The sequence below is a fragment of the Allolucifera butyrica genome, from assembly GCF_900476375.1.
Taxonomy (GTDB): Bacteria; Bacillota; Negativicutes; order Sporomusales; family UPPP01; genus Lucifera; species Lucifera butyrica.
This window is the reverse complement of the sequence record NZ_UPPP01000051.1, coordinates 36496-61567: the sequence shown is the minus strand read 5'-3', so window position 1 is coordinate 61567 and position 25072 is coordinate 36496. Positions and strand designations below refer to the sequence as shown.

The following is a 25072-nucleotide window of genomic DNA, read 5'->3' as shown; positions in this document are numbered from 1 at the left end:
GGACATTTACTATAACTTTTCAATTTGCTGGTCATTTCTATATAAGACCGTCAGGCTGCGCGGCAAGCCCTTAAAAATGGCATAAGCAATCAGCACTGTGGCAATCTTATCCGGAATGTCCACAATCACTTCATCCAGGAACGATGCGATCCATACCGGCGAACCGTGGGCGATAAAATAAGCATAGATGATATCTCCCCAGACATTGCCGGTTTGCCCGCCCCAAAAACTTACGTTGATCGGAGTGGAAATAACCGCGGCAACCAAAGCGGCAAGGAAACCGCAGGCAATTACACTGCCGATATTCTTTAAATAGCCTTTATAATTCATAACGCCGACCGCAAGGCCGATTCCCATGCTGGTTAAAGCATAAATGAAGGAAATCGGATCCATTGTCAGGCCGTAAATTACATTATTGATGATTCCGCAAAGAGCGCCTACAATGGGACCAGCCAGCATTGCCGATAGCATGGTGCCAATCGAATCAAGCCACAGGGGAAGTTTTAAAACGCCCGCAAATAATTTACCGAGATAGTTGATGCCAACTGCCGCTGGAATCAATACCAAAGAAGCTGTTGAAAATTGAAAGGACCACATGTTTTTCTTATTCATATTCAATCACTCCTCGTATATTTGCTGATTATCCCTTTTTCTTTGCTCAAGATAGTAAATCATTTCCAAAACAAGCCTGATTTCCTTTTCTTCCCCCCCTAAAATTGCTTGTCCACCATCCACATAGGAATTAATTGCTTTCTCCAGTTCCCCCTCTTTCTCCACTACAACATTTAAAACAGAAGCGGTTTTCAAGTTGCGCAGGCCGCCAATTACAAATAAAGGAGCTGTCTCCATATCTGAGGCAAGAATTCCCTTTTCCCCCCAAAAACGGTCCACCTCGGATTCGATATCTGTGTAGAAGCTGTCATGGCTTCGAATACGGCCGCAATGATAAGTGTAACCCAGTTCTTCAGCGCAATAAAGCAAAGCCTGCATTAATACAGGGTCGGGAATTGCCGGATAACCTTTGTCAATATAAGTTGCGGAGGTGCCTTCATCCCGTACGGCCCCGGCCGGTATAATCAAATCACCCAATTTGATTCCAGGCTGCAAGGCGCCGCAACTGCCAATACGAATTAGTGTCTCTACGCCGATTTTTCCAAGTTCTTCCGCTGCAATTCCCAGGGAAGGACCGCCAATTCCGGTGGAAGTAATCATGACCTTGATTCCCCGGAAAAATCCAACCGCGGTTCTGAACTCCCGGTTGTATGATATCTCAGCGGGGTTGTCCAGGAACGGGAGAACCCGGTCTATTCTTTGCGGGTCGCCCGGTAAAATAGCATAGGCGGCTCCAACTTCCTTACTGCAGCGAATATGCGGCTGCATTGTATTTTGTTCCACTGTATAACCTCCGAATACTCAATCATAGCAGCTGTTTTTTAAATCTTCTTCCAGTTTTTCCACACTTTTTATAAGGATGCAGTTATTTCGGATATCCAAAATTCCGGACTCGCGCAAAGAACTCAGAATTCGATTGATACTTCTTTCGGTAACGGCCAGTTTTTCACTCAGTTTTTCTTTATTCACTTTTACTTCAATCCCCTGCTCTGTTCGTTTTCCTTCTTCCCTGATCTGCAGCAAATACTTACATACACGCCATCTTAGCGGGTATAAGATGTCTTCACCTGCCTTTAAGGAAAGTTTATAAAATTTTCTGCACAATGTTTGCAGAATATGGTTATTAATATTATGATCCTGTTCCAGCCATTCCAAAAAGTATTGCCGTTTTATCCGAAAAGTTAAGACATCATCAATCGCCTTTGCCGAGCAAATATATGGCAATTTGTCAAATAGCTCCAGTTCGCCAATATAATCGCCTTTTTCATAAATGGCTTGCGAGTAGCATTTACCATTTGGAGCAATTATGTAAATATCAACTTTTCCCGAAATGATAATATAAAAATACTCCTGTTTTTCTCCTTGGCAGCCAATCATGCTTCCTTTGGTGTAAGAATGTATTTCCCATTGCTGCAGCAAATGGTACGGACAACCTTTCAGCATTCGATAAATTTCCGGTTCCCTTTCCATAATTTGAATGATATTATGAATATTCATAACGTTCTCCTTTATTATAAAATATCCAGCGGACAATTTATAAGGACGCATGTCTCTATTAATACTACAACCGAAAAAAGTTTCCCTGTTTTATTTATTTTATTAAAATAGATCCGGACATAGGTCTTTTATCAGCCGGCGTCGCTTTGATAAAGGCAAATTCCTTTAGTTCATCTTTCGCGGGAGAAAATTGCCAAATGACAGAGGCTCACGAAAGTGGGATAAAAGAAAAACTGAATTACAAAAGCCAGGCCTGGCGCAATTTTGCGTCCTCCTGGCTTTCTTTTTGGTATGTTCAGTATATAATTTTGGACCACACTGGACCATTGTTTCTTTAAACTATCTGACACTTATCACAAAAATAAATACTTCCCCCTACCCTACATAACTTTCTTTCGTAATCACGCTATCATCGGAAACATTACCGCCGTGGGTCCGGCTTTAGTATTATCTCTCTCCTCTGCTTGTGATGGTCCAACCAAGACTGGAACTATCAATATGCAGCCAGTTCTTCAGCTTCGCCATGAGAATCTCCCAATGCATCCCCAGATGTATTGCTACGAGAATAAGGCTCGCATAGGTTGCCCCCTGATGCAAATCATGCAAGAAGAGACCGCCGCTCCGCATGCCTAGCGGGGCAAACACCGTCACCGAAATCAGCACGCCGGTAACGAATACCGTGACCATCGCAACAGCCAATAGCAAATTGACATGAGTCAAGAGCACACTACTAAGGCTCTGCCTGCCCTTGAAGAAGACCTCATACCAGCGTCGATTCAGCACATTATGGAAAATGATCAGTAAAGTGAGTACCACCCCGCCGATTTCATGGAAGGCATTTCCCGTAAAACGGTAATCCAGGATCAATAGCAAAAGCACCGTCATTGTTATATGCAATATATTTCTAATCAAATTTCATCCCCCATTCATATGGAAAACCGCCCTACATTTCAATATCTCAGCATGCCCAAACAATTATCTTTCTTGTTCTGATCAGTACTATAGTCTATGTTCTGGTTTACAATTTTCTGTTCCATTCGGGCATACTCCTTGTCTGACACATAATTACTCCGAGCATAATAGATCAGGCAAAACAGGCTGACTACACTAATCACCACTATAACAGCAACAGCACGGAACAGCTTTTTCAATGCAAGCATCTTCCCTTCACTCCTGCAAATTTGCACTTTTTTCTATCTCTAAAACCTATCACCTTGAGTCAGCTTAAAGTCAATAGTTTTTATCCATCTTTTATTCTTAAAAAGGGGTGCTGTGCTTACAAAATTTATCAGCACAGCACCCCGTCATACTGTCATCGACATATAAAAGGATTATTTTAATTTATTGTACTCATCATCAGCAACAGGCTCCAACCATTCTGCTGGACCTGCCTGGCTATTGGTTTCAACGGAAAGGTGTACGAACCAGCTGTCTCTCGCAGCACCGTGCCAATGTTTCACATTTGCCGGAATCTTTACAACGTCTCCTGCCTTGAGCTCGCGCGCTGTTTCACCTTCTTCCTGATACCAGCCTCTGCCGCCTGTGACTAAGAGGATCTGTCCTCCTAGATGCTTATGCCAGTTATTGCGGCAGCCCGGTTCGAATGTTACGTTTCCGATTGGGCAATTGAATTCCTTGTCGCCCGGTACCAGCATATGAAGATATGCCTGACCGATAAAGTTTTTGCTGAATGGCTCCGGCATTTTGTTACCTTTTGGAAAAATTACACTATTGTTTAAATCACTCATTTCAGTCTCTCCTTCAGCTCATTTTACGCCAATTTTTTTCAGCCAGGATTCTACCTGTGCGCCCTTTGCCGTATCACCGTAAACAGAAAGGGCAGACAGCACGGTCGAATCAGGACAGAGTTTTTTGACTGTAGCTTCGATATGACCGGAGCCACCTCCGCCGTGGGTGCAAAACGGAGCAACGTTCTTTCCTGACAAATCATAGCTTTCCAGAAAAGTAGCAATCGGTGGGGCAATCGTACTCCACCAGTTCGGCGTGCCAATAAGGACCGTATTATAAGATGCGATATCTTTGACTTTTGTTTTAAGGTCCGGGCGGAAGCCCGCCTGGATTTCTTTTTTCGCCTGTTCCACAACCGTGTTGTAGTCGACAGGATAGGCTTTTTCCGGCAGCAACTCGCAGAGCGTCCCGCCGGTCTCCTGCTCGATCAGCTTCGCCAGCTTACGCGTGTTCGCAGAATGAGAATAATACACAATCAAAATCTTTTTGCTCATCTAATAAACTCCTTTCATTCCTTTGCAGCTTCAATCCTGACAGTGAAATCGCCGTTCATCTTTGCCAATGTCTCAAGTCCGGACGTGAAATGTCCTATCGGGACTAGCCCTTTAGAATAGCGGAAATCATGGTAGAAGATCGCCAGGTTGCCCCATGGAGTGAACAAAGTCAAGTCGCCCTCTGACGGTTCAAATCCCTCCGGTGCCCTTTCCGTAGAAAGGCTACGTGGCGGATAACTAATCTTCTCTGTAGCGTTGAAGTCCTTGAACTCAGTGTCAACGGCAGCATGGACACAAGGTCGCGGCTCGTCGGATTGTCGTACAGTTCTGCAACTGCATCGCCGCCATCAAAAATCAGCCTTATTTTGGTGGTTTGGAAAGGTCTTACATCATCAGAAGATGTAGTTTGTACTTTGCCAGAAGCCGATTGTACACTGCCAGAGCTTTCAGCTCCGGCAGTGCTTTTCGCTGCCTCCATGCCGCAGCCTGCCACCATAATACAGAATACCGTCAGGGCAAGAAAAACCGTCAAAAGTCTCTTCATTGATATCACCTCACAAGCTTGGGATTTATTCTACGGTCACAGGTTATCACTTTGATCTAACTCCAAGTCAAGAACCTTTTAGGTTTTTTTAAGATTTTTTTTACAGCTCGACTACGCCGGAGCCATTATAAAAGGCTTCGGCGTTTTAAACTTTTTTTGAAAAATAGCTTGACCTTGAGTTGACTTTAAGTGATACGGTATATTTATCAGGAAAGAAATGGAGGCCGGAGCAAAAATCAGCACCCTCGGACTCGGTGCCAGTGCCCTGCATGAGTCGTCTGCGGCTCAGATTGAAAAAATGATTGCTTATGCTTCCGACCAAGGCATCAATCTGATCGACACCGTCATGTCGAACTTTGGACCGGCAGAAACTATGGGCCGTGCACTAAAGGAACGGCGCGACAAACTAATGACACAGATGCATATCGGCGTCATATATCCGCGCCAAATCTATACAAGAACGCGTGATTTACAAGAGGTACAGCAGGGCTTCGAGCAGCAGCTCAAAGGCTTCGGCACGAATTACAGCGATATCGGACTCATCCATTATGTCGACCATTCCGATGATTTTGAGAGTATAATGTTCGACGGCATCCTGGATTACGCCCAGAAATTCAAGCAGGATGGAACCATCCGTTATCTCGGTTTTTCTTCGCATTCGGTGGATATCTCCCGCCGTTTTCTTGAAACCGGTGTCATGGATGTCTTTATGTTTAACCTCAACCCGGCCTATGACTTTGTTCCGGTTGATGGCAAGCTGATGCTGTCCGAAGAGCGCGGCTGAAAACGAGGCGCAGCCATTACTGTCATGAAGGCCTATGGTGGCGGTCGCCTGTTAAATGCCAGTTCCTCGCCATTCGGGCGCGCTATGTCAGTGCCGCAGTGCATCCAGTACGCTGGACTGTCCAGCCGTTGTCTCCTGTCTGCCAGGTGTGCGCAATATGGATGATCTCACTGGTGTGCTCGCCTATTATAAAACCTCACGAGAGGAGCGCGACTACTCCTTTATCGCTAGTGCACAACATCAGGACATGAACGGCGTCTGCATTTACCTCGCCAAATCCGGTGACGCACTGGCTAGAGACCACTATTTCAAATTGAGGCGGACAGCCAGGGACTGCACGTACTGTGGCGTATGTGTACCGCGCTATCCGTTCCATGTGGATATACTGAAACGCATGCGCGAAGCCAATGAATTCTTTGGTCGCTGAACTTAAGCAAAAAGGAGGACCACTATGGATAGGAAAGTTTTCATCCAAGGAACCGCCGCGGGATTCATAACACTCCTACTGAGCGGCTGCGGCCTTAAACTGCAGAATATGTCCGCAGGATCGACGACTGCTCAGATAGCTGATAACACTTTTAAAGGGGGCAACAAAATGAAAATCACGGTAATCACCGGCAGCCCGCATAAAAACGGGACATCGGCTCTATTAGCCGACAAATTCATTGAAGGAGCGCAACAAGCAGGCCATGAAGTTTTCCGCTTCAATGCGGCTTTTGAAGACATTCATCCATGCCTTGGCTGTGATCGCTGCGGGATGAACGGCCCTTGCGTGCATCAGGATGCCATCGACAAGAAGCTGAAGTCTAATCTCATTGCTTCCGACCTCGTTGTATTCGTCACGCCACTCTATTATTGGGGTATATCAGCCCAATTAAAGACCGTCATTGACCGTTTCTATGCCAGCAACATAAAATTATGCGGCAGCGGTAAAAAAGCCATTCTCATGGCAACTGCCTATGATTCCAAGGATTGGACTATGTCGGCGCTAACCCATCATTACCAGACCCTAATGAAATATCTCGGCTGGGAAGATATCGGCACGGTATTAGCCGTAGGTTGCGGCAGCAGACCTCTAATCGAACGCTCTGAATTTCCAGAGCAGGCCTATCAGTTAGGTCTGAAAGTTTAAAAATTATTTTTAATTTAAAGAAAAATAAAATAAAAAAAGAGTATATCACATGAAGAAAATATTGACCTTGCTCTTGTCCGCCCTCATGCTTTTCTCTCTAATAGGCTGTGGAAATAGAACTTCTACAGTTTCCAACTCTTCACCACAGCAGACTGCATCTACCTCCAATGATAAAAACACTTCAGATGCATCGAATGCCAAGATTGCAGAAAAAGGCGGTAAAAAAATCCTCATAGTGTATTTTTCACATACGGGAAATACACGGAAAGCCGCTAATCAAATTCACGAGCTTGTTGGTGGCAACATCATCGAGATCAAGACTGAAACGCCTTATCCAACAAATTATAACGAATGCACCGATCTTGCCAAACGGGAAAAAGAGTCAAATGCCAGGCCGAAGCTTTCTACAAAGGTAGAAAATATGGGCAGCTATGATGTGATTTTCGTGGGCTATCCGATTTGGTGGTACACAGCGCCGATGGCGATTCATACTTTTCTCGAAACCTACGATCTTTCCGGTAAAACAGTAATACCCTTCTGCACCAGCGCCGGCAGTGACGTTGCCGAAAGCATGCCCGCCATCAAAAGCCTCTGCCCAAATTCCACCGTGTTGCAGGGACTCACAGCCAATAATCTCAACGACATCAAACCTTGGCTGTCCAAGCTCGGAATGCTTTGATTTACGAATCCGTCCACAGATGGCAATTTCATATAAAGCAAAAGGCCCTATACAGCAAAAGTTTTATCTTCTGCTGTATAGGGCCTTTCGTTTAGCAGTGCTGTGCAAGGCCTAATTAGCTTTGTTTTCTTTCCGCCCTTACTACACACTTATCACAAGCAACACCTTCCCCACGTTACTGATCAGGTGCCAATATTCCAGTTTTTCCGGAGCTCCCTTTATCACGATAACCCTCATTTGAGCCATCTCAACTTTGCAATATCCTCATCAGTTCGATTGCCATGAACCTCAATTTTTGCAAGCTCGGCTTCGATCTGAGTAAATTCTTCCTCAGTCAATTCCACATCGGCTGCTCCCAGGTTTTCCCCAATCCGTTCAAGCTTTCGTGAACCGGGTATCGGTACAATAAAATCTTTTTTATGCAGCATCCATGCGAGAGAAATCTGCGCCGGAGTGGCACCCTTCATTTCTGCAAATCGAGTGATCAAATCCAGCAGCGACTGATTGGCCAGGATGTTCTCTCTGTTAAAGCGGGTAATGACTCTTCTCACATCATCCCCTACATATTGGGTATCTGCATTGACTTTCCCCGACAAGAATCCACTGGCAAGGGGAGAGAACGGAACGAAGCCAATGCCAAGCTCCTCACAGGCAGGGATAACATCCTTTTCAAACATCCGCTCCATGATGGAATACTCACTTTGAATCGCAGTCAATGGCGTTACAGCATGAGCGCGGCGGATCTCATCCTCCGTCGACTGTGACTGCCCCCAGCCAAGAATTTTCCCCTCTCTAATCAGCTCGCCCATGCAATAGGCGATTTCTTCAACGGGGACATTTTTGTTTATCCTGTGCTGGTAATACAACTCCACATGCTCTGTCCCGAGCCTTTTTAGAGAAGCATCCAAATGCGACCGGACGCTACGCAGCGTCTTCTTTTTTGAACCGTATTCACTATCCGCAACCCTAAACTTAGTGGCGATAATAACCTTGTCCCTGATGGGTTTTAGTGCTTCTCCCACCAGTTCTTCATTGGAACCGAGCCCATAGCCCTCGGCTGTGTCAAAAAAGGTGCAGCCCAAATCATACGCCTGACGAATCAGTTTAATTGCCTCATTTTTATCCGGCCCAGGACCATATCCGTGGCTAAACCCCATACATCCAAGACCAATTGCGGATACTTCCAGATTCCTTAATTTTCTTTTTGGCATAACCTTGTTCCTTTCTTTTAGCTTACACATCATAAACCGCATATCACATTTTTGACTTTGGGTTTCAAAGCGGTGACAGTGGGATAATCCAAGTGATCCCAATGATCGTGGGAAATGAGCAAATAATCGATTTCCGGCATATCTTCCGCTGTGTATGGATTGGTTCCAGCAAAAGCCTTGTTTGCGAAAAAAACAGGTGAAGCATAAGCACTAAACACAGGATCAATCAGAATCCTTTTGCCGCCTAGCTGCATAAAGTACGACGAATGACCAAGCCAAACGACTACATTCTTGTCTTTGTCCTAGGTCTTTAAATCGGTTTTTACTGCAGGAATAGAAGCTATTGGTGCCAACCGTTCTTTTTTAGCAAAAAGAAAATACCACCACACGGAAACAGTGCTGTTTCCTTCGCTAAATTGAGGAGTTGGAACCAGATTCTGAAATTGCCCGTTAACGTAATTAGGTGATCTTTCGATTCTTTCAAGACGGGCACCTTGGGGCAACGTTCCGAACTTAGGCTGCTGTATATAAAGACCTATACCGAGAGCCAATATGACGACGCTAATTAACAAGGCTAATAGCATTTTTCTTACCCATCTTTTCATATAATGTCTCCGATACTTTATGAATATGAGTTACACAATGTAATGAAAATATACCTTGTACCTCGTTAGTTTTATTAATATTATTTTACCCAAAACTAGTTCTCTGGTCTTTTCAGTGTTTTTTCCGCTTCTACTATCTTCTGATCAAATACGGCAATCTTATAATCTAGACGTTCCAGCGTTTTTTTGCATGTCTTCCATTCTTTTAAGGAGTTGCCTACGCTGCTCAATAAAGAGTTTTTTTCTAGCCTCAAGGGTTTCATCGCCCTGTTGAAACAGCGCAACATACTCAATCAATACTTCAATCGGCAGACCGGCGCTTCGCATACACTTGATAAATTCAACCCAATTACAGTCTTCTTCCGTATAATCCCTGATTCCGCTTTTATTGCGGTTCACATGAGGAATCAGTCCGATGCGTTCATAATAGCGGAGTGTATCCTGATGAATATCAAATTTTTCACTTACTTCTGAAATGGTCATACGGGTTCACCTCCTGATATTCGATATTATAATACTTGGAGTTAACTTTAAATCAAGAGTCACTCAGAAATATTACCCTCAGAAATATTACTTTGCAAATTTTTCAGACTCGTGATTAGTTGTTCAATTAAAAGTAAACTTCCTATAAATCATTTGCAGCTCTCGAAAGCCGACAATCTGCCAGAGCCGCCTCCAGGAGCTTATTGTCGTACGTCTGAAAACGAACGGGTAAGACCAAAAGAGATGACCGCAAGGACAGCCGCAAGCGCGATTGAGGCTGCACCGATCCAGCTGATCGCCATGATCGACGTACCGCCCACCGCAATCCCCCCGATGCCGGCGCCCAGAGCAAAGCCGAACTGAATGAAGGAACCGTTCAAACTAAGCATGATACCAGAAGCTTCCGGAGCAAGCGTGATTAAGTTTAAAGTCTGGGCGGGCATGAACGCCAAGGAGGCGATCATCCAAGCCATAAGCAATGAGACTGTAACAGACACCGATCCAGAAACGATGGATAGTAATACGAGAGCGATGGCTTGGACGACCATGCCTCCGACGAGTGTGTACGCGGTACCGGTCCGATCTGCCAAGAAACCGCCAAGTTTAGAACCAATCAAGCTCGCTATTCCCAAGGCGAAGAGAATGCTGCTCATTCCCTGTTCACTCTTCGGCGCTACAGAAGCTAGGAAGGGGGTGATATACGTATAGACTACTGAATAGCTAAGATACGTTAATAATGTTAAGCTAAAAGCAATTGCGATCTTTGGCTTTTTCAAGAAAGCTAGTTGCTTGCCGATGGGTACTGGTGCTTCACCTTCCATAGCCGGAATCGTCCGCATTATGGCGACGATTGACATCATGCTTAAGAGGCCGATGCCCCAAAAAATCGCTATCCAATCATACGCCGCAGCGACAACTCGGCCGATGGGGACGCCAAAGACGATGGATGCGCTAAAGCCCAACGTGACGTTGGACACCGCTCCGGCCTGACGTCCGGGAGGAGCCATCTTAGCTGCTGTTGCATAGGCGGTGACAGTAATGACACCCGCACCAACTCCAAGTATGACTCGGGAGGCCATCAAAAAGACGAAGCCCGGAATGGCGACCGTCAAAACGATACCGAGTAATAGGACCGCGAGCCCCAGCAGCAGTTGCTTGCGCCGATCTATCTTCGCCGTCGCCACCATGACAATCGGCGTACCGATCGCATAAGCAAGCGAGAATGCTGAACCAAGCTGTCCCGCAGTCGAAACCGATACACCGAAAGAAGCAGCGATTTTATCCAGAATTCCAACGATAACGAATTGTGTCGTGCCAACCACGAAACTGATAAAGGTTAACATGTAAATTTTCCAGGTATTGTTCACGATGCTTCACCTACTCTACTTGTATAAATTGCATTATTTGAAATCATGTCCATATAGGTAGCAGTGTTTCGGTGCGATCCGTTGCAGGTGCAGGAGTAATAGAAAGTGCAGAAATTTCATCTCGCCACTCTGGTGTCATATCTATATCAATAGCGGCAAGCGAATACTCGAACTGTTCTAAATTTCTTGCCCCAATAATGGGCGCGGTGATTGCGGGGTTGGCCATTACCCATGCAACTGCAAGCGTTGCAGGATGTATACCACGTTCGGAAGCATATGCAGTAAATCGCTCAGCCACAATAAAATTCATTTCATCCCCATAGCGATCGGTATATCTTTTTTCTTGAACTAAACGACCTTGATTCGGCCGCTTATTCACCCCATATTTTCCGGTAAGAAGTCCCGCTCCTAAAGGACTATAAGAAATAACACCAATTTGCTGAGAAACGGCAAAAGGCAAGATTTCGACTTCTGCTTGACGCTTTACTAAGTTGTACATTGGTTGGATTAATTCAAAACAAGCAAGATGCTCTCTTGCAGAAATTCCTAACGCCATGGCAATTTGCCAGGCTGCCCAGTTACTTACCGCCGAATAGAGAATCTTACCCTGTCGTTGCAAGTCATCCAGTACCTGGATAGTTTCCTCCATTGGCGTCCGGGGATCAAAGTCATGGACGAAATAAAAATCAATGTAATCAGTTTTTAATCGCCGCAGACTGGCTTCCACACCCTGTATAATGTGACGCCGTGACAAACCTCGCCCATTAACATCAGCACTTGTCGGCCAAAATACTTTTGTGGATAACACGACATTATCGCGTTCATGAGCGATACATTTTCCCAGAATTTCTTCAGAACGTCCCTGACTATAAACATCAGCCGTATCAAAAAAATTAATACCGACTTCACGACAGCGCTTAAACATTGCCTTTGATGCTTCTTCATCAGCGTTTCCGCCAAAAGACATCGTACCAAAACATAAACTTGAAACCTGAACTCCCGTTTTCCCTATTGCTCGATATTTCATAATTAATCCTCCTTTAATATCCTTTCACTATGTTTTCTTCTTTGAGATTCAAGTGTAGCATTTGGAGTTAACTCCAAGTCAAGCGCATTTTCAATGGACCTTTTTTTACTGGACAACAATCATTATTATTATTTCTGCAGTTTCTGTACACCGGACAGCACCCGCAAGCTTTCCAGTGAGCGGGCTATTTCACCAAACTCATTGCCCGTGTCCACATATTGCACCGGTCTTTCCAGTTTGCCTTCCGCAATATCAGAAATATCCTGCTACAGTTTTGCCAATGGCTTAGTGATAGAGCGCGACAGCATAAACACCAGCAGTCCGGTAACTACCACCAGCCATGCCAATTGCCAAACAACTATGACTGCCTCTCGCTGGTAATCCTGCTGCGCTACCCCAAAAAACACCGCTGAATTTTGCCGGAATTGTTCAAACGCCATGTCAAATTGCACCGCCAGTTACTACCTGGATTGCCGACCCCATTCGCTATCCGGGCTATATCCTGGTCTGTCTGTTTTTCACGCACTAAACGCACTGTCTCAAGGCTATACGCCTTCCAACGGTAAAACTGCTCATTTAGCTCTTCCAATTGTTTTTTATCACCAGTAAAAACTCTTTCCACCCGCTCCGTATACTTCTCAAACTTGCTGTAACTAGCTTCTAACTCTTATTCTTCAGCGGTACTCGCAAAGGTGGACACGCTGTTCATGAGTCCTTTTGATATTTTTTCCAACTCAGCGCGTTTTTTTGCGATGTTTTCCTGCGTATTAATACCAAAAGCGCCAATGGCTATGCCATCTTGATTGCAAACAGGTATACAAATCACAGTAAAAGGTACGCCAAACAGAGATGAGTCCATTTCAATGCCAGTATTAATTTATCTGATTCATTCATGATATAATAGCTCCTTTAGATATAGTCGTTAATCTTTTATAGTCTTTAGCAGATAGACAGGCAAGGACTCGGTCTAGTAAAAACCGAGAAATCCTTGGCACGCAAGGTTTCTCGGCTCAATTTTTAAAGTATGTTTTTGCCTAATTCTTCGGCTCTCTTTAGCCCATCGGTCTTTAATATATCATCTTTGGCCATAAGCCCCGGTACAAGGATTGTACCGCTATCCTTCCAACCCATGTGTCCGGCAACCTGCTTATAAGTCGTAACAAGACCCTCAAAGCAGGTTTCACTTTTATCCCCTGCACAAGCTAGAAGCGCACAGTCTTTTATCTTCAGTGTCTTTTGTCCAATCAAAAACGAAAAGAATTTGTCAAAAGCCGCTTTAAGCTGCATTGGGAACGAAAACCAGAATATCGGTGTTGCAAACACAATCATATCGGCATTTTCCACTAGCGGTGCAAGGTCATTAAAATCATCCGGAATAGAGCAAGCGGTGCCCTTGCTGAAACAAGTGTAACAGGCTATACAACCCTTGATCTTTTTATCTGCGGTTACATATTTCACAACTGTATGACCAGCCTGCTGAGCACCGGCAATAAATGCATCCGCTAACTGATCGCTATTGCCGCCTTTTCTGGGGCTGCCTGTTAATACAAGTATATTTTTTGACATATATATTCCTCCCTAAAACTTCAACTCATCATTACCTTCAAAATATCGCGCATTAGCAAAGAGCTTTACGCTAAAACTCAGCGTTGGGGGATTAGTGCACACACCTCTCAAGTATATCTTTCGAGGGGCTAGTGTTAGCCCCTCATCTTTGAGTTCCCACGGAACAGGATTTTTGGTTGTTAAGCAATAAAAAACCTTCCGTGTATTAACTGTGCGTCCTTCGGAGTATACAAGATGGCACTATATAGTTTGCATTACCTACCTTGAAATTCTTTGATATTTTCCGCCACCATCGCCGCTTTAAACTCGTGGACTTCATAGGTTGCCAAGTCAAGCGGATAGTACACATCTTCCGACAATACCTTGTCTAAAGCTTCACGACTTTCGGCTTGAGCGATAATTACTCCTGCATGTTCCTTGTCTTGATACGGCCCTAACAGCAAAAAGTTTCCTTGTTGAAAGTTTTTTGCAAACCACGCGCGGTGTTGGTTAAACATAGCATCCGCTTGTTCCGTAGGCACTTTATCGACTTTTAATGATATATTGATATTTTTCAATCCTTCATTCTTGCCTATAAGCCAGATTTATTTCGATTGTATAATAGCATCTGCATGTACTATCTAACTCTCAGTATGATCAAATTTTTTGATCTCCAACAGACCAAACTTTCTTCTCATTACTTGTTTCCGGCTTGTTCTGTGCCATTACACCTACTAACGTATGCGGAACATACAGCTCTTCCAAGTAAAAAATTTCCTCTTCCGTAAGCCTTAAATCAACCCCTTTAACAGGCGTATCTACATGGTGAAGCTTAGTCGCACCAACAATTGGAGAAGTAACCTTAGTTAAAAGCCATGCAATAGCTATTTCTGTCATGGAAACGCCATGACGATCAGCCAGTTCCATGACTCGGCAAATCACTGTTTCATCCTGTTCAGTTGTCGCATCGTATTTGAATTTTGCATAGCTATCCTCCTGCAAGCGTTTCGAGGTTTCACCAGGACGACGGGACAAACGACCGCTAGCCAACGAACTGTATGGGGTCATTGCAATATTTTTCATCTGGCAATATGGTGCCATCTCCCGCTCTTCCTCGCGGAAAATCATATTATAATGGTTCTGTACGGAAACAAATTTTGCCCACCCCTTGCTCTCTGCCATAGCATTAGCCTCAGCCAACTGCCATGCAAAGCAGTTGGCTATACCGATATAACGAACTTTTCCTGCTTTTACAGCGTTATTAAGACCTTCCATCAAATCTTCTAACGGTGTATTGTAATCCCACATGTGATAGATGTAGAGATCCACATAATCCATACCAAGGTTCTGCAGACTCTTATCAATCATTCGCGCAATGTGCTGCTGACCAGTTACTCTATCAGCAATTTCTTCCTGGCTGCGCGGCAAGAACTTTGTCGCCACTATCACCTTGTCACGTGCTGAAAAATCCTTGAGAGCTCGGCCTACATACTGCTCACTGGTCCCACTCTGATAGCCAATAGCCGTGTCAAAGAAGTTCACCCCCAGCTCTAATGCATGCTTGATGACTACTCTTGAATGTTCTTCATCCAAGGTCCAGCTGTGCTGTCCACGCTGTGTATCACCAAATCCCATACAACCAAGGCAGATACGAGATACCTGTAAATCTGAATTGACAAACTTTACATAATCCATATTTTATCTCATCACCTTTCATTGTTTGCTATGACTTCATTCTAAAGCCATAAGTCGACTCGATGCCAAGCGATGTTTTTCATAGAGTTGACTTTTCTTTAAGTGCAATTGATACATTACCTCATGTCCCGCGTCTTTTGCTCCTTCAATAAATTTATCTGCTAAAATAGCAGATGTACCATTCTTATGTGGGCTTCCTGTTATTACTGTTACTTTCATCTTTCTCCCCGTCAAAAACCATTTTTTACTTAATTTTTACCGGCACTTTGACTATAGACCCTTAAGTCGGCTTAAGGTCAAGTACCTTTTTCAAATTTAAATTTTTCTTTTCCAAAAAATATTACAAAAAATTCCCCTCATGATCGAATACATCTAACAAATCATGAAGAGGAAATATTTTAATAACCTTTACTATCCGTATTTTCTACCTTTACATAACGAACTGATATTTATGGCATTAAAAGCGCCGGAAATCAAAAATTCTTGGGCCTTTTCAGCCTTGTAAATCGGTTAGTTTTAACTGACGGAACATACCTAAATTTCGCGCTTACTTGTTTTCCACGCTTCTATTAATTCTTTGGTAACTGGTTCACATTTCTTATCATAAGTATCCAGCTTATAATTGATAATATCCAAACTTTCCTGTATCACTCTCACTTTTTCTACCATGCTTTCTTTCGTCTCTAACAGGATTTCCCGCCTGGCCTCCTTGGTTGCTTCGCCCTTCAAAGCCAATTGAATATATTCACGAATTGAATCCAACGGCATTCCTGCTCTTTTAAAGCGCATGGCAAATTCTATCCAATGCAGTGACATTTCATCATAATCTCTGATTCCCGTTGTAGTCCTTGGAACTTCAGGAATTAGACCTATTCTTTCATAATAACGAAGATTATCAATAGAAATACCTGTTATCTCTGCAGCTTCTTTTATGTTCAAATATGATACCTCCTTTATGCAGGTGTTTTGGTAACCAATATCCTTAATTATCTATTATATGATTATAAACCCTGAAGTAAACTTCAGGTCAAACAGATATTCTAAGAAATCAATATTTAGGCTGACAACTTTTCCAGTACTTAACTCGGGCTTAACAACAAAATTCAAGAATTTGCGGTTTTATAAAAATCATTCACCACAATATTCACGATTATGCAACCATTAACAAAGCCAATAAAAAAATTGGGCTGAAGGTTCATCCCTGCAACCGACTAGCAACTTACTCATTATCCAATTTCAGTGGCCAAAACTCATCCCTTTTACCGCGCACAATTATTCATTTTTTAAGCTAGAGATTATCTTTTGCTTTGCATTGTCCTTTGAATAAAGGATGCAAAATTATTTGGTCTTCGGCCCAGTATCCATGTCAAAACATTTAGATTACCAGCAAACCCATGTTCATTATAATGATGAAACATCGTTAATAGTGTATTAATTTGATAGTCTCCTACTCCATGCTTTTTCAATTGTGCTGCCCACAGTTCATCTGGAGTTGTTTGAGCTTTGACTTCACGACCAAAATTCTGTTTAAAAGCGGCTAACATATCAGCCAAAGATAAATTTTCAGGTCCGCATAGTTCATAAGTGGCACCCGTATGGCCTGGCTTGGTGAGAATTATAGAAGCAGCCTCTGCCAAATCTTCTAAGTCAACCATACAAATGCGTGTTTCTTTTGACGTAAAAAATCTCTGTTCAAATATCCCCTCTCCACTAAGCAACTTCCAACCTTCAAGTATATTCTGCATTAATATTGCAGGTTGAATAATGGTATATGGTATACCTGCGTTCACCACTATTTCCTCGACCATAAGTTTTTTCTGATGATGCGGTAAATCCTGAAGTACAGAATGAAGCACCGAATGGTATACAAAATGTTCTATTTGGGCGGAACGGGCAGCGTTTATTGCGATTTGTCCTATCTGGACTTCATCAGGATTTACGGCGGAACAAATATGATATGCGGCCCGAATTCCCTTAAATGCTTCATTCACTGCCGCTTGATCCATCATGTCTCCTGCAAGCGCTTCCTGCACGCCCAAGGATTTAAGTGCCTGAATATGTTCGGCTTTATGAACAAAAGCCCGTACTTTCTCTCCTTTCGATAATAAATTTCGAATTATCGCTTGACCAGTTTTCCCGTTAGCTCCGGTTACAAGAATCATAATCACACGTCCCCTTAATATTGTTAATGCCGATGGTCTGTCTTACAATGCCGCTCCAATTTGGAATGGCGTTGTTTGTATTATACCGCATTCCTAAACGGATAATCACTTTCATTAATTCAGGTCTTTTCGCAACCCGCGTCAGATGCTGTACTATTTTTTCATTCTCGCCACTATCTTATGCCACACGTCCTTTTCCATGAAACTTCCTGCAACGTTCTTTTCCATATCTAAAAACATTGCATAGGACACAGAAAACGAAAGCATATCAGGATCGACCATGGGGCGCACGGTAATATCGGTCAAACCTACCACTGCTCTCGGATTTTCCTTTTGAGCTTCGGCGTAGGGAATAAGAAAAGCAGACTGACATCCTGAACTCTGAGGAATCACAACGTTTTCATTTCCCGGTCTGTAATAGTTAGCAAGTACTGTAAGTGTTGATAACTGGTCGTTATTGACATAAAATATAATAAGCTCTGGCTTTTCTTTGGTAGTATCAACTTGTGACATTGGTTTTAAAATTACGTACTGATAAGGAATATTTGTTATTGGCAGGCATTCAACAAATTCTTTACCTAGCTCTGAGTCTTTTATATAACCCTCTCCTTCAATTTCACCTTTACCAGTTGATAGAAATTCCTCAATTCCACCTGGAAACTGTGGCATAGGATTAGGATACTGACCAAACCCTAAGCCTACTTTTCCGCCAGGACAGACTGTTGTTTTACGCTCAAAAACTGCCGTCTTACCTTTTGCTGCAGCAATAAATAGTGGAATTATGCAACTCCAACGATCTCCTTTGCTCTGAAGTGCTCCTTCAGGTTTTTCATTGCTAAACAAGACAGCTACCGGTTCAAAACGCAAACTTAATTCTTTAACTAAACGGCTTTCCATATTATTTTCCTCCATCTCATTTTGTAATTAACATGGCTCCACGAATATCACTTGTTTGGGGTCGGTGCTATTTGGTATGCGGGTTCATCATGACCTTTACTGTATGGGTTACTCGCCTCTGTCCGATAGTAGTTTCGTTCCGTTACCTATGTTATCGAAATCGTTCTCTTTAATTGAAGTAACAAAATGCTGTTCAGGGATATTAAGTATTTCACTTGCTTTGGTAACAAGCTTTTTTACAAGCTTGGCCTTTTGTTCTCTCGTAATTTTAGGACCGTCAATGGTAATTACCGGCATCATTTTTCACCTCCATTCATAATAGATTTTCAACTTGATTAGCACCCAAACCAATCAATCATTCATCTTGCTATAGGTATAAACATTCTCCCTTCGGAAATTAACTACAGTCTAAAGCACAGACAACAATCATCTTAATAGTGATAATTATAGTTGTCAAGACAACTATAATTGCAAAAAAATAGTTACTTGATATTATCATATATTTGATTTAACATTTTCTTTAATTCTACCACTTTATGTTCTTCTATTCCTGTTGTTGCTTTTTCTATAAGCTGGTTAGCCTTGGGGATTAATTGCTCCCGCAATGCCCGTCCCTTGTCCGTCAAAAATATTTGAAACGCTCTCTTATCCACTGGATGAGGATTTCGAACAACTAACCCCTTTATTATTAGCTTCTCCAAAATGCGATTCGTGTTCGGTTTATCTTTACAGGTCAAATCTGACAGCTCTTTAGGGGTAATACCTTCTTGTTCCCATAAACAGCATAATATAGCCCATTGCTCTGGCGTAATATCATATTCCTTAAACCGTTGAAACAATTCATTTTTTAGTTTTATATTAGCTTTACTTAGAATAAACCCTAATGAATCATCCAATTTAAATCTCATTTCTATCTCCCATAACGTAGTTGTTAAGACAACTATATTATAGGAATAAATTGTCTGTTTGTCAATCATAATCTTTCCCTTTTCGCAGCAAATATAATGACAAATAATATGTTATGCCGGCATAGCAAGATAGCCCAACTCACATGCTTCTATATTCTTGGATAGTCCGATAAAATTCTCTTAATTAAAAATGCCCGTTACTAGGAAGTAACGGGCATAAGTGTATCCCTGAGTGGTATGGTTTCTACGAACCGCTCGGCAGATGTTTTCTAACCATGTCTAAGGAAACATATACCATTTTTTACCACGTCCCTTGAAACCTTGCTACACAAGGCTTCAAGGGACGTGTTTTCTTTGCAGCCGTACTACCGACTCAATGTGGTACGAGTGAGAGAACGCATCGACAATTCCGGCAGCGTATTTTCTTCAAAGACCAGACTATCGTAACCTATAAGCGGTAAAAAAATATCACCCACAGCTATACTATGGGTGAAACAAATATTATGTTAAATTCAGTTAAGAACTTTTTTTGTCCCTGAACAACAACTTGCAGAAAACCTGCCTCTTATTCCACGGTCACGCTCTTGGCCAAGTTCCGGGGTTTATCCACGTCGCAGCCCCGGGTTACGGCGGCGTAGTAAGCTAAAAGCTGCAAGGGAATCACCGTCAGAATCGGCGTCAAGTATTTGTCGGTAGCGGGAATATAGATGGTATGGTCAACGTATTTTTGCAGCTGCTCATCGCCTTTCATGGCCAGGCCGATGACGACGGCGTCGCGTGCTTTTACTTCTTTGATATTGCTCAAGGTCTTCTCGTATACATCGCGCTGGGTCGCCAGGGCAATGACCGGCACGCCTTCGATGATAAGGGCTAGGGTGCCGTGTTTGAGTTCGCCGGCGGCGTAGGCTTCGGCATGAATATAAGAAATTTCCTTGAGTTTCAGGGCCCCTTCCAGGGCCACGGCGTAATCCAGGGAACGGCCAATGAAGAAGACATCCTCGTTGAAGCCGTATTTCTGGGCAAAGGTCTTGATGGGTTCCACGTCTTCCAGCAGTTCATGCGCCTGCGACGGCAGTTCTTTTAGACCGCGGATCAGCTCTTTAACCCGTTCCGCCGGCATGGTACCCCGCAGGGAGGCAATATAAACAGCCAGCAGGCACATGCTGATGAGCTGGGTCGTATAGGCTTTGGTGGAGGCCACGGCAATTTCCGGGCCGGCCCAGGTGTAAATGACCTGATCAGCCTCCCGGGCAATGGAGGAACTGACCACATTGGTTACCGCCAGCGTTCTGGCGCCCAGGCGTTTCGCCTCTTTCAGGGCGGCCAGGGTGTCGCTCGTTTCGCCGGACTGGCTGATGACGATCGCCAGCGTACTGTCATCAATCAAGGGCGAACGGTAGCGGAATTCCGACGCAATATCCACTTCCACCGGCATCCGCGCCAGCTGTTCAAAAAAGTACTTGCCGACAATCCCGGCATGATAAGCGGTGCCGCAGGCTACTATAACGATTTTGCGGATAGCAGCCACATCCTCCGGCGTCCATTTCAGTTCTTCAAACAGAACGGCGCTGTCGTCTTTGGCCAGCCGCCCGGTCATGGTTTCCCGGATCGCCTTGGGCTGCTCATAGATCTCCTTAATCATGAAATGCTCATAGCCGCCTTTTTCCGCCGCTTCCGCATCCCAGTGCACTTCAAACACTTTCTTGGAAACAGGCACTCCCTGCCGGTTCATCACCCACACCGAGTCCTTGGTTACAATCGCCATTTCACCGTCGCTTAAAATATACGTTTTGCGGGTGTGGTTAATAATGGCGGGAATATCGGAAGCGATATAGTTTTCGCCCTCGCCCAGGCCGATAACCAGCGGGTTATCCTGTTTGCTGCAAATGATCTTATCCGGCTCCTGTTCGCACAGGAATACCAGCGCATAGGAGCCTTCAATCTCGGAAAGGACTTTTTTGACGGTCTCTTCAAAATTCCCCTGATAATACTCTTCCAGGAGATGCGCCACCACTTCCGTATCGGTTTCGGAAGTAAAAACGTGTCCCTTGGCAACTAGTTTCTCTTTAATATGGAGATAGTTTTCGATAATCCCGTTATGCACGACCACGAAACGGCCGGAACAATCCGTATGCGGATGCGAGTTGACATCCGAGGGCCGTCCGTGCGTAGCCCAACGGGTATGACCAATCCCAACCTGGCCAACGGGCAGCGCCTTTTCCACTTTCTTCTCCAAGGCGTTCAACCGGCCTACACTTTTTTCCACATTAATTCTATTTCCATCAAATACGGCAATTCCTGCCGAATCATAACCGCGATATTCCAGTTTGCTTAACCCTTCAAACAAAAACGGGGCAGCCTGTTTCGGGCCAATATACCCTACAATGCCACACATAGTGTAAATTCCTCCTAAAAAATATCGATGCTTAACTGCCACAGGCGTTTTGTCCCACCGGTCACCCGGCGGTTTTGTCGACTGTTTACGACCGCAGTAAGCCGAGAGGCATCCGCTGACCGACTCGATAAACCTCTTCCTCGTCTACTTGCGGCTTGCCGCAAGTACCAGCGCTTCAATTATAGTGTTTACGAAATGCATCGCTCTATCCATAGCCCACCCCCTTTAAAAAGTGATATCTATATATATGCAAAGGAGCACATGGCAGTGCTCCCTTGCATATAACCTATTTTATTATAAGAACGGAGTTTGGTCAACTAAGCCAGCTCTTTTTTGACCACGTCCACAATCATCTGTACGATGCTTTCCAGTTGAGGCATGTCCGGCCCTTCCGCCATGACCCTAAGGAGCGGTTCGGTACCGGAGGCGCGGACTAAAATCCGGCCGTTCTCGCCCAATTCTTTTTCTCCCGCCTGAATAGCAGCGGCAATGGCCCGATTTTCCTGCCAGCCTTCTTTTGTTTTTAACCGCACATTGATCAGCGTTTGGGGAAAGCGGGTCATGAGTCCGGCCAGTTCCGACAGCTTTTTACCGCTCTTGCGCAGCGCCGTAATCAGTTGCAGGGCGGTAAGAATGCCGTCACCAGTGGTGCTGTAATCACTGAAAATGATATGTCCCGACTGCTCGCCGCCCAGAGACAGGTCCTTTTCCCGCATGGCCTCCAGCACGTAACGGTCCCCCACCGGGGTGACCAATACATTGCCGCCAGCCTTTTTTACCGCCTGATGCAAGCCAATATTGCTCATGACCGTGGTTACCAGGGTATTTTGTTTTAAATGCTGATTTTTCATCAGGTTCAGGGCACAGATGACCATAATCTGGTCACCATCCACAACCTGGCCCTTTTCGTCAATCGCCAGACACCGGTCGGCGTCGCCGTCATGGGCAATTCCCAAATCCGCTTTATGGTCCAGCACGGCTTGCCGGATCTGTTCCAGATGGGTTGAGCCGCAGCAATCATTGATATTAACTCCATTGGGCTGATTATTAAGGACTATCACTTCCGCCCCCAGCCGTTTAAGAACCACCGGGGCTGCTTCATAGGCCGCGCCGTTGGCACAGTCGACAACAATTTTTAGTCCTTTAAAATCGGTATCCACCGTACCGATGGCGTAATTAATATATTCCCGCAACAAATCGTGGTGAAACACTACGGTGCCGACCTTATCTCCCGTAGGCCGGGGCATAGTATCGGACGGAGCCAGTACCATTTCTTCCAGTTGGTCTTCCGTAGCGTCCGGCAGCTTATAGCCGCTGGCCGCAAAAAACTTAATACCGTTATCGGGATAGGGATTATGGGAAGCGGAAATTACAATTCCCGCCTGCGCATTCAGTTTGCGTGTCAAATAGGCAACTGCCGGCGTCGGCATGACCCCGGCTATAACCGCCTGGCCGCCGGCGGAACAAATCCCGGCTGCCAGGGATGATTCCAGCATTTGTCCGGATATTCTTGTATCACGGCCAATCAAAAAAACCGGCCGCTCGTGCTCTCGCCCAAAAAAGGCCGTAGCGGCCCGCCCCAGTGTAAACGCTAATTCCGATGTAAGTTCCTTATTGGCGACACCCCGTACGCCATCCGTGCCAAAAAGTTTCCCCATTTGTTTACTCCTCATACTTTATATTTTTTTATTACGGCCATGGCGGCACGAAGACCGTCCAGGGCCGCGCTCATAATTCCACCGGCATAGCCTGCGCCTTCTCCGATAGGATACAATCCCTCCAGACCGGCAGAAACATAATCCGGCTGCCGCACCAGCCGGACCGGCGCCGACGTACGGGTCTCCACTCCCGTTAATACCGCGGCGGGATGGTCAAAGCCTTCTATTTTCCGGCCAAAGTCCGGCAAAGCTCCGGCCAGCGTATCCGTAACGAAACGCGGCAGACACCGGTGGAGGTCAACGGGTACTGTTCCCGGCCGGTAACTGGGTTCGCATAAAAAAGAGCCGTTTTGGCCTTGCATACCTAAAAAATCGCCCACGGTCTGGACCGGCGCATAATAATTCTCCCCGGCGCAGGTAAAGGCCAGTTTCTCGTACCGGCGCTGAAATTCAATGCCGCTCAGCACGTGCGCGCCGCAGTCGGCAGGATTCACATTAACTACCAGGGCACTGTTGGCCAGCCCGGAATCCCGGCTATACAGGCTCATACCGTTCGCAACCACTCCGCCCGCTTCCGAGGCGGCGGCCACCACTACCCCGCCGGGACACATACAAAAAGAATAAGCGGTCCGTCCGTTGCGGCGGTCGTGATAGACCAGCGCGTAGTCCGCCGGTCCCAGCTTGGGATGCCCGGCCATAGGCCCGTACTGGGCCTTATCAATTATTTCCTGGAAATGTTCAATGCGCACGCCGATGGCGAAAGCCTTCGGCTCCATGGTGACTCCCTGCCGGTAAAGCATCTCATAGGTATCTCTGGCACTGTGGCCGATAGCAACCAGAGCCAGAGGGCAGGAAACCGTTTCATTATGATTTAACGTTAAACCGGTGAGCTTACCGTCTTTGACAACCAGCCCCGTCACTTGCGTTTCAAATTTCACTTCCCCGCCCATGGCCAGAATCTCCTGACGGATCTTCTTCACAACCCGCCGCAGCTGATCGGTGCCGATGTGCGGTTTATGTACATACCGGATTGCCGCCGGCGCACCGGCGGCAATGAAAATATCCAATACCTCCCGCATATAGGGGTCGGTTACCCGGGTAGTCAATTTGCCGTCGGAAAAAGTACCGGCGCCTCCTTCGCCAAACTGCACATTCGATACCGGATTAAACTGGCCGGTCTGCCAGAATTGGGCCACATCCCGGGTGCGGGCATCCACATCCCGGCCCCGTTCCAAAAGGAGCGGCCGGTATCCATGGCGGGCCAGTGTATAGGCTGCCAGCAATCCGGCCGGGCCGGCGCCGATAACCACGGGGCGTCCGTCAAGAACGGCCGAACCGGGAACCAGTTCTTCCGGCGGCGATATAGCAGTGACGGCAATGTCCCGGTCACCCCGCAGGCGCGATAAAACTTGCCCCTCCGCAACCGTCAGCGTCACGTCCAGGGAATAGACAAAACTAATATTCTGCTTGCGCCGGGCATCCAAAGCGCGGCGTACAATCTCAACGCCGGCGATGGCGCCGGGCGGCAGCTTCAGCCGCCTGGCCGCAAGCGTTTTAAGATCCGTGTCATCCGTGAGAGACACCCGCAAATTATTGATTCTGAGCAAACCTGATTTCTCCTTATAGTA

30 protein-coding genes and 2 pseudogenes are annotated in these 25072 nt (G+C 45.3%); 4 read left to right on the top strand and 28 right to left on the bottom strand.

What is annotated here, in order from left to right:
• Nucleotides 1-9 precede the first annotated feature (9 nt).
• The 7 genes and pseudogenes from LUCIF_RS00595 to LUCIF_RS26400 all read right to left on the bottom strand — a co-directional run bounded on the left by LUCIF_RS00595 (nucleotide 10) and on the right by LUCIF_RS26400 (nucleotide 4830).
• Nucleotides 10-612, bottom strand: a complete 603-nt coding sequence (locus LUCIF_RS00595) for an ECF transporter S component (RefSeq protein WP_122625927.1) — start codon at nucleotides 610-612, stop codon at nucleotides 10-12.
• A 6-nt stretch (nucleotides 613-618) separates the two neighbouring features.
• A complete protein-coding gene (locus LUCIF_RS00590) occupies nucleotides 619-1395 on the bottom strand; it encodes a nucleoside phosphorylase (protein ID WP_207856758.1) in 777 nt (258 codons plus the stop codon).
• An 18-nt stretch (nucleotides 1396-1413) separates the two neighbouring features.
• A complete protein-coding gene (locus tag LUCIF_RS00585; RefSeq protein WP_207856756.1) occupies nucleotides 1414-2109 on the bottom strand; it encodes a Crp/Fnr family transcriptional regulator in 696 nt (231 codons plus the stop codon).
• A gap of 447 nt (nucleotides 2110-2556) precedes the next feature.
• The gene (locus tag LUCIF_RS00580) at nucleotides 2557-3021 is read right to left on the bottom strand and encodes a DUF4405 domain-containing protein (protein WP_122625925.1); all 465 of its coding nucleotides are present in this window, start codon (nucleotides 3019-3021) and stop codon (nucleotides 2557-2559) included.
• 419 nt (nucleotides 3022-3440) lie between these two features.
• Nucleotides 3441-3857 (bottom strand): cupin domain-containing protein, encoded by a 417-nt coding sequence (locus LUCIF_RS00570; RefSeq protein WP_122625923.1) that lies wholly within the window; start codon nucleotides 3855-3857, stop codon nucleotides 3441-3443.
• Nucleotides 3858-3875: 18 nt separating this feature from the next.
• Nucleotides 3876-4352, bottom strand: a complete 477-nt coding sequence (locus LUCIF_RS00565) for a flavodoxin (RefSeq protein WP_122625922.1) — start codon at nucleotides 4350-4352, stop codon at nucleotides 3876-3878.
• A 14-nt stretch (nucleotides 4353-4366) separates the two neighbouring features.
• Nucleotides 4367-4830: pseudogene (locus tag LUCIF_RS26400) on the bottom strand (cyclophilin-like fold protein).
• Between the two features lie 283 nt (nucleotides 4831-5113).
• Between LUCIF_RS26400 and LUCIF_RS26395 the strand changes: the two are divergent.
• From LUCIF_RS26395 to LUCIF_RS00545, 4 genes are all read left to right on the top strand, one after another.
• The gene (locus tag LUCIF_RS26395) at nucleotides 5114-5680 is read left to right on the top strand and encodes an aldo/keto reductase (RefSeq protein ID WP_207856752.1); all 567 of its coding nucleotides are present in this window, start codon (nucleotides 5114-5116) and stop codon (nucleotides 5678-5680) included.
• A 157-nt stretch (nucleotides 5681-5837) separates the two neighbouring features.
• The gene (locus tag LUCIF_RS26390; protein ID WP_207856750.1) at nucleotides 5838-6107 is read left to right on the top strand and encodes a hypothetical protein; all 270 of its coding nucleotides are present in this window, start codon (nucleotides 5838-5840) and stop codon (nucleotides 6105-6107) included.
• Between the two features lie 24 nt (nucleotides 6108-6131).
• Nucleotides 6132-6812, top strand: coding sequence for a flavodoxin family protein (locus LUCIF_RS00550; RefSeq protein WP_122625921.1), 681 nt, complete (start codon nucleotides 6132-6134; stop codon nucleotides 6810-6812).
• Between the two features lie 49 nt (nucleotides 6813-6861).
• Nucleotides 6862-7491: a flavodoxin gene (locus tag LUCIF_RS00545; RefSeq protein WP_122625920.1), complete on the top strand. Its 630-nt coding sequence runs from the start codon at nucleotides 6862-6864 to the stop codon at nucleotides 7489-7491.
• Nucleotides 7492-7724: 233 nt separating this feature from the next.
• Here LUCIF_RS00545 and LUCIF_RS00540 read toward each other — a convergent pair whose 3' ends face one another.
• From LUCIF_RS00540 to LUCIF_RS00455, 21 genes and pseudogenes are all read right to left on the bottom strand, one after another.
• On the bottom strand, nucleotides 7725-8744 hold the full coding sequence (locus tag LUCIF_RS00540) for an aldo/keto reductase (protein ID WP_207856748.1): 1020 nt from the start codon (nucleotides 8742-8744) through the stop codon (nucleotides 7725-7727).
• A pseudogene (locus tag LUCIF_RS26385) lies at nucleotides 8732-8974 on the bottom strand (MBL fold metallo-hydrolase); the annotation flags it as partial. The pseudogene LUCIF_RS26385 and the gene LUCIF_RS00540, both read right to left, overlap by 13 nt.
• Before the next feature lie 30 nt (nucleotides 8975-9004).
• Complete coding sequence (locus LUCIF_RS26380; RefSeq protein ID WP_207856744.1) at nucleotides 9005-9307, bottom strand: hypothetical protein; 303 nt, start codon at nucleotides 9305-9307, stop codon at nucleotides 9005-9007.
• Nucleotides 9308-9466: 159 nt separating this feature from the next.
• The gene (locus tag LUCIF_RS00530) at nucleotides 9467-9790 is read right to left on the bottom strand and encodes a MerR family transcriptional regulator (RefSeq protein ID WP_243638623.1); all 324 of its coding nucleotides are present in this window, start codon (nucleotides 9788-9790) and stop codon (nucleotides 9467-9469) included.
• Between the two features lie 200 nt (nucleotides 9791-9990).
• On the bottom strand, nucleotides 9991-11157 hold the full coding sequence (locus LUCIF_RS00525; RefSeq protein ID WP_122625919.1) for an MFS transporter: 1167 nt from the start codon (nucleotides 11155-11157) through the stop codon (nucleotides 9991-9993).
• Nucleotides 11158-11200: 43 nt separating this feature from the next.
• Nucleotides 11201-12184, bottom strand: coding sequence for an aldo/keto reductase (locus LUCIF_RS00520; RefSeq protein WP_122625918.1), 984 nt, complete (start codon nucleotides 12182-12184; stop codon nucleotides 11201-11203).
• 266 nt (nucleotides 12185-12450) lie between these two features.
• On the bottom strand, nucleotides 12451-12624 hold the full coding sequence (locus tag LUCIF_RS25890; RefSeq protein ID WP_165865827.1) for a hypothetical protein: 174 nt from the start codon (nucleotides 12622-12624) through the stop codon (nucleotides 12451-12453).
• Nucleotides 12625-12851: 227 nt separating this feature from the next.
• A complete protein-coding gene (locus tag LUCIF_RS25885) occupies nucleotides 12852-13043 on the bottom strand; it encodes a hypothetical protein (protein ID WP_165865826.1) in 192 nt (63 codons plus the stop codon).
• Between the two features lie 158 nt (nucleotides 13044-13201).
• The gene (locus LUCIF_RS00510; protein WP_122625916.1) at nucleotides 13202-13750 is read right to left on the bottom strand and encodes a flavodoxin family protein; all 549 of its coding nucleotides are present in this window, start codon (nucleotides 13748-13750) and stop codon (nucleotides 13202-13204) included.
• 254 nt (nucleotides 13751-14004) lie between these two features.
• Entirely contained in the window at nucleotides 14005-14307 is a 303-nt protein-coding gene (locus LUCIF_RS00505; protein ID WP_207856742.1) for a YciI family protein, read from the bottom strand.
• 79 nt (nucleotides 14308-14386) lie between these two features.
• Nucleotides 14387-15424, bottom strand: a complete 1038-nt coding sequence (locus tag LUCIF_RS00500; protein ID WP_122625915.1) for an aldo/keto reductase — start codon at nucleotides 15422-15424, stop codon at nucleotides 14387-14389.
• 36 nt (nucleotides 15425-15460) lie between these two features.
• Nucleotides 15461-15643, bottom strand: coding sequence for an NAD(P)H-dependent oxidoreductase (locus LUCIF_RS26375; protein WP_207856740.1), 183 nt, complete (start codon nucleotides 15641-15643; stop codon nucleotides 15461-15463).
• A 315-nt stretch (nucleotides 15644-15958) separates the two neighbouring features.
• A complete protein-coding gene (locus tag LUCIF_RS00490) occupies nucleotides 15959-16363 on the bottom strand; it encodes a MerR family transcriptional regulator (RefSeq protein WP_122625914.1) in 405 nt (134 codons plus the stop codon).
• Between the two features lie 356 nt (nucleotides 16364-16719).
• Nucleotides 16720-17586, bottom strand: coding sequence for an SDR family oxidoreductase (locus LUCIF_RS00485; protein WP_122625913.1), 867 nt, complete (start codon nucleotides 17584-17586; stop codon nucleotides 16720-16722).
• Nucleotides 17564-17701, bottom strand: coding sequence for a hypothetical protein (locus LUCIF_RS25880; protein ID WP_165865825.1), 138 nt, complete (start codon nucleotides 17699-17701; stop codon nucleotides 17564-17566). Before LUCIF_RS25880 ends, LUCIF_RS00485 begins: the two co-directional genes overlap by 23 nt.
• A gap of 38 nt (nucleotides 17702-17739) precedes the next feature.
• Complete coding sequence (locus LUCIF_RS00480) at nucleotides 17740-18483, bottom strand: DUF169 domain-containing protein (protein WP_122625912.1); 744 nt, start codon at nucleotides 18481-18483, stop codon at nucleotides 17740-17742.
• 108 nt (nucleotides 18484-18591) lie between these two features.
• Entirely contained in the window at nucleotides 18592-18783 is a 192-nt protein-coding gene (dmpI, locus tag LUCIF_RS00475; RefSeq protein ID WP_207856738.1) for a 4-oxalocrotonate tautomerase DmpI, read from the bottom strand.
• 182 nt (nucleotides 18784-18965) lie between these two features.
• A complete protein-coding gene (locus tag LUCIF_RS00470; RefSeq protein WP_122625999.1) occupies nucleotides 18966-19391 on the bottom strand; it encodes a MarR family winged helix-turn-helix transcriptional regulator in 426 nt (141 codons plus the stop codon).
• Between the two features lie 565 nt (nucleotides 19392-19956).
• Complete coding sequence (gene glmS / locus LUCIF_RS00465; RefSeq protein ID WP_122625911.1) at nucleotides 19957-21786, bottom strand: glutamine--fructose-6-phosphate transaminase (isomerizing); 1830 nt, start codon at nucleotides 21784-21786, stop codon at nucleotides 19957-19959.
• A 317-nt stretch (nucleotides 21787-22103) separates the two neighbouring features.
• A complete protein-coding gene (glmM, locus tag LUCIF_RS00460) occupies nucleotides 22104-23444 on the bottom strand; it encodes a phosphoglucosamine mutase (RefSeq protein ID WP_122625910.1) in 1341 nt (446 codons plus the stop codon).
• Between the two features lie 11 nt (nucleotides 23445-23455).
• Complete coding sequence (locus LUCIF_RS00455) at nucleotides 23456-25051, bottom strand: NAD(P)/FAD-dependent oxidoreductase (RefSeq protein WP_122625909.1); 1596 nt, start codon at nucleotides 25049-25051, stop codon at nucleotides 23456-23458.
• Between the last annotated feature and the right edge of the window lie 21 nt (nucleotides 25052-25072).